Annotated in this window: 12 protein-coding genes and 1 pseudogene; 8 read left to right on the top strand and 5 right to left on the bottom strand. The window is 63.5% G+C overall.

Going from position 1 to position 15,032, the window contains the following annotated elements; all coding sequences use genetic code 11:
- The first annotated feature begins 63 nt into the window (after positions 1-63).
- Positions 64-747: a GAF domain-containing protein gene (locus tag GWG65_RS18145; protein ID WP_275196914.1), complete on the top strand. Its 684-nt coding sequence runs from the start codon at positions 64-66 to the stop codon at positions 745-747.
- A gap of 9 nt (positions 748-756) precedes the next feature.
- Here GWG65_RS18145 and GWG65_RS18140 read toward each other — a convergent pair whose 3' ends face one another.
- Together GWG65_RS18140 and GWG65_RS18135 are read right to left on the bottom strand one after the other, a co-directional pair.
- Positions 757-3,036: a ComEC/Rec2 family competence protein gene (locus GWG65_RS18140; protein WP_275196913.1), complete on the bottom strand. Its 2,280-nt coding sequence runs from the start codon at positions 3,034-3,036 to the stop codon at positions 757-759.
- A gap of 95 nt (positions 3,037-3,131) precedes the next feature.
- Entirely contained in the window at positions 3,132-3,365 is a 234-nt protein-coding gene (locus GWG65_RS18135) for a DUF2171 domain-containing protein (protein ID WP_275196912.1), read from the bottom strand.
- A gap of 385 nt (positions 3,366-3,750) precedes the next feature.
- Between GWG65_RS18135 and GWG65_RS18130 the strand changes: the two genes are divergently transcribed.
- Complete coding sequence (locus GWG65_RS18130; RefSeq protein ID WP_275196911.1) at positions 3,751-5,079, top strand: MFS transporter; 1,329 nt, start codon at positions 3,751-3,753, stop codon at positions 5,077-5,079.
- Between the two features lie 63 nt (positions 5,080-5,142).
- Here the strand turns inward: GWG65_RS18130 and GWG65_RS18125 are convergent, their stop codons facing one another.
- On the bottom strand, positions 5,143-5,505 hold the full coding sequence (locus GWG65_RS18125; RefSeq protein WP_275196910.1) for an SPW repeat protein: 363 nt from the start codon (positions 5,503-5,505) through the stop codon (positions 5,143-5,145).
- Positions 5,506-5,746: 241 nt separating this feature from the next.
- Here GWG65_RS18125 and GWG65_RS18120 point away from each other — a divergent pair, with 241 nt between their 5' ends.
- On the top strand, positions 5,747-5,929 hold the full coding sequence (locus tag GWG65_RS18120) for a hypothetical protein (protein ID WP_247389149.1): 183 nt from the start codon (positions 5,747-5,749) through the stop codon (positions 5,927-5,929).
- A 165-nt stretch (positions 5,930-6,094) separates the two neighbouring features.
- The gene (glnA, locus tag GWG65_RS18115) at positions 6,095-7,525 is read left to right on the top strand and encodes a type I glutamate--ammonia ligase (RefSeq protein WP_275196909.1); all 1,431 of its coding nucleotides are present in this window, start codon (positions 6,095-6,097) and stop codon (positions 7,523-7,525) included.
- Positions 7,526-7,659: 134 nt separating this feature from the next.
- On the opposite strand, the pseudogene GWG65_RS18110 reads toward glnA, so the two are convergent.
- Both GWG65_RS18110 and GWG65_RS18105 read right to left on the bottom strand, forming a co-directional pair.
- Positions 7,660-8,052: pseudogene (locus GWG65_RS18110) on the bottom strand (SgcJ/EcaC family oxidoreductase).
- A gap of 8 nt (positions 8,053-8,060) precedes the next feature.
- A complete protein-coding gene (locus tag GWG65_RS18105; RefSeq protein ID WP_275196908.1) occupies positions 8,061-9,740 on the bottom strand; it encodes a glutamine--tRNA ligase/YqeY domain fusion protein in 1,680 nt (559 codons plus the stop codon).
- A 143-nt stretch (positions 9,741-9,883) separates the two neighbouring features.
- Between GWG65_RS18105 and gltX the strand changes: the two genes are divergently transcribed.
- The 4 genes from gltX to GWG65_RS18085 form a co-directional block, all read left to right on the top strand.
- Complete coding sequence (gltX, locus tag GWG65_RS18100) at positions 9,884-11,320, top strand: glutamate--tRNA ligase (RefSeq protein ID WP_275196907.1); 1,437 nt, start codon at positions 9,884-9,886, stop codon at positions 11,318-11,320.
- 145 nt (positions 11,321-11,465) lie between these two features.
- The gene (gene gltA / locus GWG65_RS18095; protein ID WP_275196906.1) at positions 11,466-12,770 is read left to right on the top strand and encodes a citrate synthase; all 1,305 of its coding nucleotides are present in this window, start codon (positions 11,466-11,468) and stop codon (positions 12,768-12,770) included.
- 209 nt (positions 12,771-12,979) lie between these two features.
- Positions 12,980-14,158, top strand: coding sequence for an ROK family transcriptional regulator (locus tag GWG65_RS18090; protein WP_275197070.1), 1,179 nt, complete (start codon positions 12,980-12,982; stop codon positions 14,156-14,158).
- Between the two features lie 58 nt (positions 14,159-14,216).
- A partial coding sequence (locus GWG65_RS18085; RefSeq protein ID WP_342760654.1) for an ABC transporter substrate-binding protein occupies positions 14,217-15,032 on the top strand: 816 nt, incomplete at its 3' end.

Genomic DNA, 15,032 nt, shown 5'->3' with positions numbered 1-15,032 from the left:
GCCAACTCCTATTTCAAGCGGACCGATCAGGCCGTCGAGGCGGGGCTGACCTGCGGTGTGGCGGTGCCGGTGTTTGCCGGCGAATTTTTGCAAGCCGTCATGGTGCTGTTCTGCGGCGACGACGAGGCGCATGTCGGCGCGATCGAGCTCTGGCACAACGATCCCGAGGTCTCCCACGAGATGGGGCTCGTCGACGGCTATTATGGCGCCGCGGATATGTTCGAGTTCAATTCGCGCCACACCAGATTTCCGCGCGGTTTCGGACTGCCCGGACGCACCTGGAAAGCGGGCGCACCGCTGATCATCAAAGACCTGCACGATGCCAGGAGCTTCCTGCGCTGGGAGGATGCCGCCAAGGTTGGGATCAATCTGGGCGTCGGCGTGCCTACCGGACCGGGCGTCGACCACACCTGGGTCCTGACATTCCTTTCCGCGCAGGCCACGCCGATTGCGCGGCGCTTCGAGATCTGGGTGCCGGACGCGGCCCGTTCGGTGCTGGTCTTTCGGGCCGGCGATTGCAGTGCGCAGACCGACCTCGCCGCGCTCTATGCGACGAAATCCATCGCCAGAGGCGAAGGCAGCATCGGCGGAGCCTGGGCAACCGGCATGCCCGCGCTCAACGACGATCTCTCGCACGACGCCTCGATCGCGGCCTCGGAAGCTCGCGTATCGGGGCTGAGCCGGATGGTGGCGCTGCCGGTCATCGGCAACGCAGGGCTCGAAGCCCTGCTGGCCTGGTATCTGTAGCCGTTCCTCTCAATCCTCGGCCTGCAAGTCGGCCTCCGATGGTGTTGCGTCCTTGCTGCGGGGCGCGGCCGTCTTCGGCGCAAGGCTCGTGTCGAAATCACCCTCGCCTGCGACGGCCGGCGACCATGGGCGGCTCGTGCCTCGCGCCCTCACCGCTTGAACCGCAAAGCCGTCGCCGCGCTGCGTCAGCGCCAGCGCGCCCTGTGCCGTGAGGCGCTGCCGATCGACCACCATCGCCGCGCAATCCGGCGGCGCAGGCCGAGCCGTGACCACCAGCGCCGCACGGCTGCAATCATCAGCCAGCGCGTCGACGCGCAACGCCAGCGCAACCAGGCGCCCGTCGGCGAGCGGCGTCACGCAGCCCAACTCGTCGCACGACACGCCATCGCTGAGTGCGGCGTTGGTGGCGTTGCGAGAATCGGCGTCGGCCGCGAGCCACTCCTTGAGAAGAAAGGCGTCCTTGCTCGTCCGGATCAGATGCAGCTGCCCGTCCCTGCCCCGCACGGCAATGCTCTGGCCGTCACCGGCAATCAGGACATCGGGCTGCCGGGCAGAGAGTCCCCAGGCGATCGAAGCCAGCAGCACCAGCGCGCCGGACCAGCGCAGAGGCGTGCGCAACAGGCCCATCAGGATGATCCCGAGGCTTGCCGCGACCAGCGGCGCGATGCCGAAAGCTGGGATGCGCCCGACCGCGCCCGGCAGCGACGCCACCCAGCGCGAGACCGCGACCATCCAGTCGATGCCGATTCCCATCAGCCACCAGAACACGCCGTCGAGCCCGAACGGCGCTGCCAGCAAGCCCAACAGCCCCGCGGGCATCACCAGCGCCGACACCACCGGCATAGCGCCGAGATTGGCGAGCACGCCGAACGGCGTGACGCGGTGGAAGTGGAAGGCGGCATAGGGCGTGGTCGCAAGCCCCGCAATCAGCGAGGCCAGGAACAGCATCGCGATCTCGCGGCCGCCCCACATCGCAATCCGCGCGGTCGCCGAATGATCGGGCGAGGCGAACAGGTTCGGCATGCCCACCTGCACCAGCGCCACCAGCCCGAGCGTTGCCGCAAACGACATTTGGAAGCTCGGGTGCACCAGCGCTTCCGGCGCGACCGCAAGCACGATCAGGGCGGCCACCGCGAGCGTGCGGAAGGTGATGGCGCGGCGGTCGACCATCACCGCGATCAGCACCACCGCCGTCATGAAGAACGATCGTTGGGTGGCAACCTCCGCACCCGACAGCAGCAGATAGAACGCGGCGGCGACCAGCGCCGCGGCTGCAGACCATTTCTTGATGGCGAAGCCGACAGCCAGTCCCGGGATCAAGGCCAGCAGCGCGCGCACCGCAAAGAAGACAACGCCGGCGACGACCGCCATGTGATAGCCGGAGATCGAGAGCACATGGCCAAGGCCCGAGATAAACATCGCGTCGTTGACGGGCGTGGTGATCGCGTCGCGCCGCCCCGTGAGCAGCGCGGTCGCGATCGCGCGGTTGTCGCCGTCGAGGGTAGCGCGGATGCGCGCGTCGATCGCATCGCGCAGGCCCTGCATGAAGGCGGCGTAGCGCAGCCGCAAGCCGCCGGCATCCGGCGGCACCGATGCCGTGATCGCGCCCATCACGAAGCCGGAGGCGCCGATGCCCTGAAAGAACATGTCGCGGGAGAAATCGTAGCTGCCGGGGCGCACCGGCGACAGCGGCGGCATCAGCCGCGCTTTCAATTGCACGAAGCTGCCGACCTCGGGCGCGGTGCCCTTGCGCACCGAGAGCCGTACACGCTCAAGCCTGACGTCGCTGCGCTGCGCCTCCATCGCGGTCACGCGCAGCACGAAACGGTCGGTGCGCTCGCGGATGTCGCGGGTCTCGACGAACCCGGACAACGACACCGAATAAAGCGGCTTTGCCAGCACGGTATGCGCGATGCGCGCCGTCTTCCAGGTCGCCACGGCAAAACCGGCCGCGACCGCCGCAATCATGATCGCCGGCCCGAACAGCCGGCTCCGCCGCAGCAGGACGGCACCGATCGTAAGAGCAACCGCCGTTACGGCGGCCACCCACAGCACCGGCTCATGATCGGCGGCGAAATACAGCGCAATGCCGCAGCCGAAGGCGACGGGCAGCCAAGGCAGCAACCGCCCGGCGCCGGCCTCTGCATTGGCCCAAGAGCGCAATGTCTCGACGATGGAGGGCCAAGCGCCAAAGCCCGCCGGAACAAGGCCGCCTGCCGGCGCGGCGCGGCCGACCGGCCACGTCCCCGCAACTCCCTGGGAGCGTACTGGCCGGCCCGGCTCCGCCATTCCCCTGCACCTTACGATACGCGACGGGTGCAGAGGCTACCGGAACGTGCGGTCGCGCGAATAGCGGTACGGATCAGGAACGAACCGACGCGCCCCTACTTTTCCTCTTCCATCGTCACCGCGACCGCCGCCTTGGCCGACAGCCGGACCTTGTTGCCCTCGATATCGGCAACGAGGCCCCTGTCGATGAAGTGATGGTGACCCCTGTGGCTGCCCTCGCCGCTGTCCTTCCTGGTCAGCTTGATGCGGTTGCCCTCGACGCGGTCGACCGTGCCGATGTGGACGCCGTCGGCGCCGATGACTTCCATGTGTTCTGAGATGTTCTGCATGATGGGGGTCCTCGTTGGGACCCACACAACGCCTGAGAGGCCGTTGCGTTCGTTGATGATGGGCCGGCGGGTGCGCCATGGGCTTCTCCTATCCTGGGACGGAGTAGCCTCGGATCGAGCTGACTGAGCCGAAAGTCTCATAAGCTGCCGGCTCCCGGCGGGATTACACTGGTTTCCCCGCCTCCCCGACAGACGGGCAAGGGGCAGTGGAGGCTCGCGGTGCTAAGGCCGCTGGAGCTCGCCTCAGGTGGTCCAAAACCCCTGAGGCCAGGCGTTGCCGGCGCAACCGAATTGGGCGCCTGCAACGCCCCGCATCACCGACTCCGCGAGAAGATCGAACGCTGAAGTGCGAGGAGATGATGTCTTGAAACCATAGGAGTTGCACATGGCCCTACAAGTACCGAGCGATTTTCGCCGCGTGATCATCGCTGCATCGGTGGGAAACGTCATCGAATGGTATGATTTCTATATCTTTGGCAGCCTGGCCGCAGTTCTATCGGTCAAGTTCTTTGAGCAGTCTCATCCCGTTGCGGCCCTCCTCAGCACGATCGCGTTGTTTACGGCAGGGTTCCTGATCCGTCCGTTGGGCGCCTTCCTGTTCGGATGGATGGGGGATCGGGTCGGCCGCAAATACACGTTTCTCATCACGCTCAGCGGAATGGGATTGGGCACGGGAGCGATTGGGTTGATCCCGACCTACCAGTCGATCGGCCTCACGGCCGCGTTCGTTCTCTTCGGCTTGCGCATGATCCAGGGCCTGTGCCTCGGTGGCGAATATGGTGGCGCCATCACCTACGTTGCCGAACATGTGCCGGACGACCGGCGCGGCTACTACACCGGCTGGCTCCAGACCTCTCCGACTCTCGGGATCGTCGTGTCGCTGGCCGTGATCGTCCTGACGCGGACTTATGCAGGTAATCAGGCATTCGATGAATGGGCGTGGCGTGTTCCGTTCCTGGCGTCCTTCCTGCTCGTGGCCATCGCGATCTACATTCGGCTCCAGCTCCAGGAGACGCCGATCTTCCAGGAAATCAGGGCCCGCGGCCAGATGACGAGGAATCCGTGGAAGGAAGCCTTCCTCAGTTCGAACATCAAATTCATCGGGATCGCCATTGTGGTCCTGATCGGACAGGGCGTGGTTTGGTACAGCGGTCAGTTCTGGGCGCTTTACTTTCTCCAGCAGGTCTCCAAGGTGGATGCATTGACCTCCGCCTACATCGTGGGAGCTGCGCTACTCATTGCAACGCCGAGCCTGATCTTCTTTGGCTGGCTGTCGGATCAGATCGGCCGCAAGCCGGTGATCCTCGGAGGCATGTTGCTCGCCGCGATCACGTACTACCCGCTGTATCTGTGGCTGGGAGCGGTCACGCAGCCCGGAAATATCAACTATCCGACTGCGATCTTCATCATCTTCATCCTCGTCTGCTACGTCGGGATGGTGTACGGGCCGGTCGGCGCGTTTCTGGCAGAATTCTTTCCCGCCAGGATCAGATACACCTCGGTATCCGTGCCGTACCACATCGGCAATGGCTGGGGCGGCGGATTGGTGCCGTTCATCACTTCGGCGGCCTTCGCGGCCACCGGCAGCATCGGCTATGCGTTGATCTACCCGATTGCGGTTCCCGCGGTGTGCTTCGTGCTTGCCGTCTTCCTGATGCCGGAGACCCGCAAGATTAGCATCTGGCAACCGGTCGAGCCCAGAACCGCATCGTGACGTAATCAACTCTCCTCCGGCCGCCAGCGATGGCGGTCGGAGAAGAGCGGACTGGCTCCCTTCTCAGCTGGCTCGGTGATGCCAGTGATCGCGCCACCAGGCGGTGACGTCGCGATCGGTCGTCAATTCCCAACCAGCGAGCAAGATCACCAATAGGCCCGACGATACGCTGCTCACCGTGGCGGATGCGGACTCATAACCAATGGACCAAGGCGCCACCACCAGAGCCAGGCCCAGCAGCATTTCGCCCCATTCTTCCAGGTAGGACGGGACGACAAAGGCTTCTACGGCAAACAGCATGACGCCGAGCCCGAGTGCGATGGTGAACCAGACAGTTGCCCCGGATAGACCCAGGACAAAGGACGACAGGACCAGCCATACGCCCACCAGCAGGCTGACAGCGTCTTGCCAATGTTGGATACGCATGATGCTCACCTCCCTTCTCACATTTATATGGGGACGCAGCGCTCAAGAAGCATCCGTCCAGCCTGCGTTGTGTTGCCGCGACTACCGATCCAAGAGCCGGCGCCCAATCCTGGCTGCCTGTGCCGCGGAAAGGCCCTTGCGAGTGCGGCGCACCAGGATGCAGACTACCGATGCTTGACGGGTGTCAATATCGACCGTTCTCGGCGCGCCAGTTTGCGCCCAGCATGAGGAAGATGACGCCATGCGAGAAATGGAAATCCACGACTACGCTCGGCAGTTACTGGAAGCACATGGCCCCAAAGCCATCGCCGAAGCCGCTCAGAACGCCATCGATCTCGAGCAGAAGGGCGAGCTCGAATTGGCAAGAACCTGGCGGCATATCGAAGACGCGATGAAGCTGATGCGCGGACCACATCAAAGCTGAGGCTGCCGGCACGCGTGCAAAGGCTGCCTGACCGCGAGTACCGCGCCATGCCGGGCTTAAGGCTGGCGCCACGCCGACTGTGAACGTGGACCACTGTCCGTCGCAAGCCGCTCGGCCGCGGCCGAACGGAACGCGATCTCAGGACGCTGATCTGGGAGCGAAGCCATGGTTCCAAAATGCGCGACAGCCGAAGATCTCGTGAAGGCCATCAAGGACGAGAAGGTCCAGATGATCGATCTGCGGTTCACCGATTTGCCGGGGGTTTGGCAACATTTTTCGGTCCCGCCGAGCGCAGTGAATGTCGATGCTCTCGACGAGGGTATTGGATTCGACGGTTCATCTATCCGCGGCTTCCAGGAGATCCAGGAAAGCGACATGCTCGTCGTCGCCGATCCGACGACGGCCTTCGTCGACCCTTATAGTCCGGCAAAGACGCTGGTCCTCATCTGCAACATCCGCGACCCCGTGACCGGCCAGTCCTACAGCCGGGATGCCCGCTACATCGCCCAGAAGGCCGAAACCCACCTCAACAGCGCCGGGCGCGCCGATACCAGCTATTTCGGGCCGGAAGCGGAGTTCTTCGTCTTCGACGACGTGCGCTACGGTCAGGGGATCAATTACGCCTTGCATGAAATCGATTCCAGCGAAGGCAGCTGGAACACGAGCAAGGACGAAGAGCCGAATCTGGCTCACAAGCCGCGCCCGAAGGAGGGATATTTTCCCGTTCCCCCGACCGACAGCATGCAGGCGCTACGCACTGAAATGGTGCTGACGATGGAGCAGCTCGGAATCCAGATCGAAGCTCATCACCATGAGGTCGCAACTGGCGGCCAAAACGAAATCGACATGCGCTTCACCACTCTCACCCGCATGGCCGACAACTTGATGATCTACAAATACGTGGTCAAGAACACCGCGCATCAGCACGGCAAGACGGCCACCTTCATGCCTAAACCACTGTTCGAGGACAACGCGTCGGGCATGCACGTTCATCAAAGTCTGTGGAAGGGCGAGACCAACCTGTTCTACGACAAGGACGACTACGCCCAGCTGAGCGAGCTCGCCCGCTACTACATCGGCGGGCTCCTGACTCACGCGTGGGCGTTGTGCGGGCTTTGCGCCCCGACGACGAACTCCTATCGACGTCTGGTGCCGGGCTATGAGGCTCCAATCAACCTGGTCTACTCCCAGCGCAATCGCTCGGCCTGCTGCCGGATTCCAATGTATTCGCCGAACCCGCGGGCAAAGCGCGTCGAATTTCGTTCGCCCGATCCCTCCTGCAATCCCTATCTGGCTTTTGCCGCAATGCTGATGGCCGGCCTCGACGGTATCGACAAGCGGATCGACCCGGGCAGCCCGATTGACAAGAACCTCTACGACCTTCCGCCTGCCGAAGCGAAGGAGGTGAAGTCGACGCCGGGATCGCTGGACCAGGCGCTCGACGCGCTTGAGCGCGATCACGCATTCCTGCTGCGCGGCGACGTATTCACCGCCGATGTGATCGAGACCTGGATCGACTACAAGCGAAAGAAAGAGATCGACGCAATCCGGCTGCGACCGCATCCTTACGAGTTTCATCTCTACTACGACATCTAGACGGGAAGTTGAAAAGGAGTGGTATTCACCGTCATTCCGGGGCGCGACGAAGTCGCGGGCCCGGAATCCATAACCACCGATCGGGGTTATGGATTCCGGGCCCGGCCCTTCGGGCCATCCCGGAATGACGAGGCCTATCGCTCGATCAGTGGGATCTTTGAGGACACGTGGTGGCTCGCGATTTTCCAGTCGCCGTCCTCGCGATTGATCACCCAGGTGATCTTCACCGACAGCGGCGGACCTTCCTCGCCGAGGCCGAACGAGGCGATCGCGGCCATGTTGATGAGGTCTGGGCCGGCTTACGCCACCTGCACTTCGGAAAAGACCGCGCTCGCCGAACTCCAGCGCGGCAGGCCATTGAAATAGTCGGCAACGCCGTCCCTCCCCCGATAGAGCTTCGGGTTGGAGCCGAAGAAGAACGCGTTCGCCGCATAGAGCGAAGAGAGGGCCGCAGCGTCGAGCTTGGCGAAGCCGGCGCACCATTTCGCGATGATGGCGGAAACGATGTCATCGGCTTCGTCTGGCATCACGTCCCTCAGCCCTTCGCGACTTCCTTTGCAAACGTATCCCTCAGACCGATCGTTCGCGAGAACACCGGTTTGCCCGGCGTCGAATCCTTGTCGCGGACGAAATAGCCCTGACGCTCGAACTGCATGGGCTCGGTCGCATTGCTCTCGGCAACAGATGCCTCGATCCGCGCGTCAGACAATATCTCCAGCGACTGCGGATTAAGATCGGCGGCGAAGTTCGCCGCATCGGGGCTCGGGTTCGAGAACAGCTGGTTGTAGATGCGGATCTCCGCCGGCTTGGACGTGGCCGCCGGCAGCCAGTGCATGGTCGCCTTGACCTTGCGGCCGTCGGGCGCGTTGCCGCCCCTGGTCGCGGGATCGTAGGTGCAGCGAAGCTCGACCACCTCGTCGTTACTGTTCTTGATCACGCCGGTGCACTTGACGAAATAGGCATAGCGCAACCGCACCTCGTTGCCCGGCGACAGGCGGAAAAACTTTTTCGGCGGGTTCTCCATGAAGTCGTCGCGCTCGATATAGAGCTCACGGCCGAACGCGATCTTTCGCGTCCCCGCTGACGGATCGTCCGGATGGTTGATCGCGTCGAGCTCCTCGACCTGCCCTTCCGGATAGTTCTCGATCACGACCTTGAGCGGCCGCAGCACCGCCATGCGCCGCTGCGCCGTGCGGTTCAATTCCTCGCGGATACAGAACTCGAGCATGCCGACGTCGACCACGCTGTTGGCTTTCGCCACACCGATACGCTTGACGAACTCGCGCAGCGCGGCCGGCGGCACGCCGCGGCGGCGCATGGCCGCCATGGTCGGCATGCGCGGATCGTCCCAGCCTGCGACATGGCCCTCGCGCACAAGCTGGGTCAACACGCGCTTCGACAGCAGCGTGTAGGTCAGGTTCAGCCGCGCGAACTCGTACTGATGCGGCTTCGACGGCACCGGCAGCTTTTCGATGAACCAGTCATAGAGCGGCCGGTGATCCTCAAACTCCAGCGTGCAGATCGAGTGAGTGATGCCCTCGATCGCATCAGACTGGCCGTGGGCGTAGTCGTAGCTCGGATAGATGCACCATTTGTCACCGGTGCGCGGATGATGCGCATGCAGGATGCGGTACAGCACGGGATCGCGCAGGTTGATGTTGCCCGCCGACATGTCGATCTTCGCCCGCAGCACGCGCGCGCCGTTGGGGAATTCGCCCGCCTTCATGCGGCGGAACAGGTCGAGATTTTCCTCAACCGTGCGGTCACGGAACGGCGAGTTCTTGCCCGGCTCGGTCAGCGTACCGCGCGAGGTACGGATCTCCTCCTGGGTCTGGTCGTCGACATAGGCGAGCCCGTCGCGGACCAGCTGCTCCGCCCATTCGTACAGGCGGTCGAAATAGTCCGAGGCAAAGAACAGGTTCTTGCCCCAGTCGAAGCCGAGCCAGTGCACGTCGGCCTGGATGGAATCGATGAATTCCTGCTCTTCCTTGACCGGGTTGGTGTCGTCGAAGCGCAAATGGCAGCGGCCCGGAAACTCCTGGGCGATGCCGAAATTGAGTGCGATCGACTTGGCGTGGCCGATATGCAGGTAGCCGTTCGGCTCCGGCGGGAACCGGGTCACGATCTCCCTGTATTTGGCCTGGTCGAGGTCGGCCTGGATGATGTCGCGAATGAAATCGCGCCCAACCTCAGTCGCCACCGGTTCTGTGCTCATCCGAAAATCCTGTAGGGAAATCAGCGGTCCTTCTGCCAAATTCGGGAGGCTGAGCCAAGGCCTTAGCAGATCCGCCAGCGGGCTTTAGTTATGCACCGGTCCTGTTATATACCACCGCCTCCAATGCATAGGCCCTGCCAAGAATGACCGATTCCGTCGTCACACGCTTTGCACCCTCCCCGACCGGCTTCCTCCACATCGGGGGCGCCCGCACGGCGCTGTTCAACTGGCTCTATGCGAAGAAGCACGGCGGCAAGATGCTGCTCCGGATCGAGGATACCGACCGCGAGCGTTCCACCGAGGCCGCGATCGGCGCTATCCTCGACGGGCTGAAATGGCTGGAGCTCGGCTGGGATGACGACGTCATCTACCAGTTCAGCCGCGCTGCCCGTCACCGCGAGATCGCCGAGCAGCTGCTTGCCGAGGGCAAGGCCTATCGCTGCTACGCCACCGCCGAGGAGCTCACCGCGATGCGCGAGAAGGCGCGCGCGGAGGGCCGCACCCGGCTCTATGACGGCCTGTGGCGCGACCGCGATCCGGCATCGGCTCCGTCCGACGTGAAACCGACGATCCGGCTGCGCGCACCGCAGACCGGCGAGACCGTGATCGAGGACCAGGTCCAGGGCCGCGTGGTCTGGCAGAACGAGAACCTCGACGACCTCGTGCTGCTGCGCGGCGATGGCAACCCGACCTACATGCTCGCGGTGGTGGTCGACGACCACGACATGGGGGTGACCCACGTCATCCGCGGCGACGATCATCTGATCAACGCCGCGCGCCAGAAGCAGATCTACGATGCGATGGGTTGGGTGCTGCCGAACATGTCCCACATCCCGCTGATCCACGGTCCGGACGGCTCAAAGCTGTCCAAGCGCCACGGTGCGCTCGGCGTCGATGCCTACCGCGCCATGGGCTACCTGCCGGCCGCGCTGCGCAACTACCTCGTCCGCCTCGGCTGGAGCCACGGCGACCAGGAGATCTTCTCGACCGAGGAGATGATCGCGGCGTTCGACCTTGCCACGGTCGGCCGCGCCGCCGCGCGCTTCGACTTCGCCAAGCTGGAAAACCTCAACGGCCACTACATCCGCCACGCCGACGATCAATCACTCGTGAGGATGTTCGAGGACGTGCTCGACCATGTTCCCGGCCGCAGCGAGCTCAAGGCCAAGTTGAACGACACCACGCGCGCGCAGCTGCTCAAGGCCATGCCGAGCCTGAAGGAGCGCGCCAAAACGTTGATCGAGCTGATCGACGGCGCCTATTTCATCTTCGCCGACCGGCCGCTGGAGCTCGATCCCAAGGCGGCAGCGCTGCTGACGCCGGAGAACCGCAAGCTGATCGGTCAGCTTCATTCCGCGCTGGCGAATGTCGAGAGCTGGAGCGCGGCCAACGCGGAGGCGGCGCTGCGCGCGTTTGCCGAGGAAAATAGTCTCAAGCTCGGTGCGGTCGCCCAGCCGCTGCGGGCGGCGCTGACCGGACGGTCGACATCGCCGGGGATTTTCGAGGTTTTGGACGTGCTCGGACGGCAGGAGAGCCTGGGCCGGCTCATGGATCAGGCCAAGGACCAAGCTACGACATAAGTCGACCATGCGCGGCGCCATCTTGCAGCGCACACAGCAATAATATACCCATCTTCGCCGTACCTTCTGGAATATCCGGCCTGCCCCGTCATCTCATCGGGGGCTTCCGGGTCCGGCCCGTTTCACCATACATCGGGGACCTCTGATGGACGCAAAAGCAAGCAACAAGACCGCCACGCTGACGGTCGGAAACAAGAACTACGATCTCCCGATTCTCAGCGGCAGCGTCGGGCCTGATGTCGTCGATATCGGCAAGCTTTATGGCCAATCCGGCCTCTTCACCTACGATCCCGGTTTCACCTCGACCGCGAGCTGCCAGTCCAAGATCACCTATATCGATGGCGACGCGGGCGTGCTGGAATACCGCGGCTACCCGATCGAGCAGCTCGCCGAAAACGGCGACTTCCTCGAGACCTGCTACCTGCTGCTCTACGGCAATCTGCCGACCGCCGCGCAGAAGAAGGATTTCGACGATCGCGTGATTCATCACACGATGGTGCATGAGCAGATGGCCCGCTTCTTCCAGGGCTTCCGCCGCGACGCCCATCCGATGGCGGTGATGGTGGCTTCCGTCGGCGCACTCGCCGCGTTCTATCACGACTCCACCGACATCAACGATCCGAAGCAGCGCATGATCGCGTCGATGCGGATGATCGCCAAGATCCCGACGCTGGCGGCGATGGCCTACAAATACACGATCGGCCAACCCTTCGTGTATCCGAAGAACTCGCTGAAGTTCGCCGAGAACTTCCTCAACATGTGCTTCGCGGTGCCGTGCGAGGAGTACAAGATCAATCCGGTGCTGGCGGACGCACTCGACAAGATCTTCATCCTGCACGCCGACCACGAGCAGAACGCCTCGACCTCGACGGTGCGCATCGCCGGCTCCTCCGGCGCCAACCCGTTCGCCTGCATCGCCGCCGGCATCGCCTGCCTGTGGGGCCCGGCGCATGGTGGCGCCAACGAAGCCGCGCTGGCGATGCTCGCCGAGATCGGCTCGGTCGACAAGATTCCGGAATTCATAGCCAAGGTGAAGGACAAGAACAGCGAAGTCCGCCTGATGGGCTTCGGCCACCGCGTTTACAAGAACTACGATCCCCGCGCCAAGATCATGCAGAAGATGTGTCACGCCGTGCTCAAGGAGACCGGCCATGGCGAGGACCCGATGCTCAAGGTGGCGCTGGAGCTGGAGCGGATCGCGCTCAGCGATCAGTACTTCATCGACCGCAAGCTCTACCCGAACGTCGACTTCTATTCCGGCATCACGCTGAAGGCGATGGGCTTCCCGGTCTCGATGTTCACCGTGCTGTTCGCGGTCGCCCGCACCGTCGGCTGGATCAGCCAGTGGAGCGAGATGATCGAGGATCCGCAGCAGAAGATCGGCCGTCCGCGCCAGCTCTACACCGGCGTCACCCGCCGCGACTACGTGGCGATCAAAGATCGCAAGTAAACTCAGCCATCACGGCCTTCGAAGCGGCGCCATCTCATATGATGGCGCCGTTTTTGTTTTGCGGAGACATTTGGGTTGCTGGTGCACACCAACCGCGTTCCGATTTGCTGCCATGCACAACAACAAGTCGCTGCATCGCGCCGGCTAACGCTTGACAGGCGAAACGCTCCGCGCGCAAATTCTTACACTAAGTAAGAATGACGACAGGGATGGAAATGCCGGAGCAGCCGAGAAGTCGGCGGCAGACGCGCGCTGCCATTTTGACTCATTTGCTCCAGTCCGGCGGCTCATTTCGGCCGCCGCTGGCCAAGGCTGTCCGCCTGTCGGAAGCGAGTCTGTCGCGCATCCTGTTCGATCTAAAGGCCGAAGGCCTGATCGAGGAAGTGCGGCGCCCCGCCCCCTATGTCGGCGGCCCGACGGGCCACGTGTCACTTGATGGCTCGGTGGCGCTCGCGGCCTTCGAGCTGACCACTCAGTGGCTCAGCATCGGCGTTGGCGGCCTGTCGGGCGAGCTGCACTATACCGAACGTGTGCCGCTGCCGAAGACGCCAACAGTCGAGACCGTCGGCCGGGCGTTCCGCGAGGCGCTGACATTGCTGCGCGACTCGACCCGGCTTCGCCGCATCACCCTGGCGCAGATCGGCGTCTCCATTCCGGGCCTCGGCCGGTTGAGCACATCAGGCAACCCGATCATTCCCTGCGACGTCAGGCATATCAGCGCCATGTTCGGCGAGGTGTTTGCCGGCGTGCCGGTCGAGTTCACCAATTCGGTCGTTGCGCGCGCCACCTTCCATCGCTTCCGCACGGAGAATTATCCATTCAGCGGCGCGCATCTCTTTGTGTTTGTCAGCCACGGCGTTGCCGGCGCCTGGATGGATGATCCGGCCGAGGCCGATGCCCTGCAACCGGTCGAGCTCGGCCACATGGTGTTCGGGCCCGAGGGACCGCGTTGCCGCTGCGGACATCATGGCTGCGTCGAGGCCTATACGTCGCTTACCGCCCTCGCCGAGGTTCTCGGCGTCGCGGAAGCCGAGTTGCTCCAGATCGGCAGCGAGTGGGTGAACAGGATCTCGATCTCGTCGCGGGTGCGTCAGGAATTGCGCCGGCGGCTGTTCCGGCTCGGCCTTGCGATCGGCAACACATTGAATGTCAGGCCATGCAATGGCGTCGCAATGAGCGGCTGGCCGTCGCTTCTCTCCGAGGACGATCGCAGCGCCGTGGTCGAGGGGATCGACGCCTGCCTGCTGGGCGGGCGGACGTTGGCACAGGTATCCCTCGCCTTCGTGCCGCCCTCGACCGGCAACGATCCGCAGGCAGCCCTCGCCTTCGCCGCGTTCTGTCTGGCCAGCCGCGGCGGTATGCCGGCGGCATCGACGGAGGCCGCCTGACACGCCCTGCGCCGCGCGGCTTCAAGGCGCCAAGAGTTCACACCGGGAGGAACTTGCCATGCCAATCACAACAACAAGGCGTCGTCTGCTCGCTGGATCTGCTGCCGCGCTCGCGCTGCCGGCATTTGCCCGCGCGCAAAGCGCGGTCAAGCCGCGCCTGACCGTGATTTCGCAATGGTCCGCAGGAAGCGATGGGGCGGCTATCACCGCGCTCGGCAAAAAATTCGAGGAGAAGGGCGGGACTTGGCAGCACTCGCCCGTCCCCGGGTTCACCACCGAGATGATGAACAAGCTACGTGCACAGATCATAGCCGGCGATCCGCCGGCCTGTTCGCAACTCAAGGGCCCCGAGATTGCGGCCTGGTCGAAGATCGCCCCGACCGTTAATCTGGACGCCCTTGTCGCCGCCGCCGGCTACGAAAAGGTTGTCGCTCCAGACCTTGCACGATTGCATAAGCCGGGGGGCAAGTGGATTTCATTGCCGTTGCAGATCTACAGCACCAACATGCTGTTTCTCTCCAAACGCGCGATGGACAAAGCCAAGGCCGACAAGATCCCCGTTACCTGGGCTGACTTCAACGAGCTTGCCGAAAAGATGAAAGCGGGCGGAATTGCATATCCCATCGCCAACGGCGGCACCCGCCCCGACGACGGGCAGAAATTCGAAGCCTCTCTCGCCGGCATCAGCCCCGCTGCATACCGCGCAGCCATCATGAATCTCGACAAGAAAGCCCTCGAGGGTCCCGAGATAAAGGCCGCTTTCGCACAGGCCCGCAAGATCTCCGACTGGATGGATCCCAACATCGGCGCCCAACCCTATGCCACCAACCTGAAGCGCTTCATCGATGGCGATATGGGCATGATGATCCAGGGC

The sequence above is a fragment of the Bradyrhizobium sp. CSA207 genome (genome assembly GCF_029051685.1).
Classification (GTDB): domain Bacteria; phylum Pseudomonadota; class Alphaproteobacteria; order Rhizobiales; family Xanthobacteraceae; genus Bradyrhizobium.
This window is presented reverse-complemented; position numbering and strand designations above follow the sequence as displayed.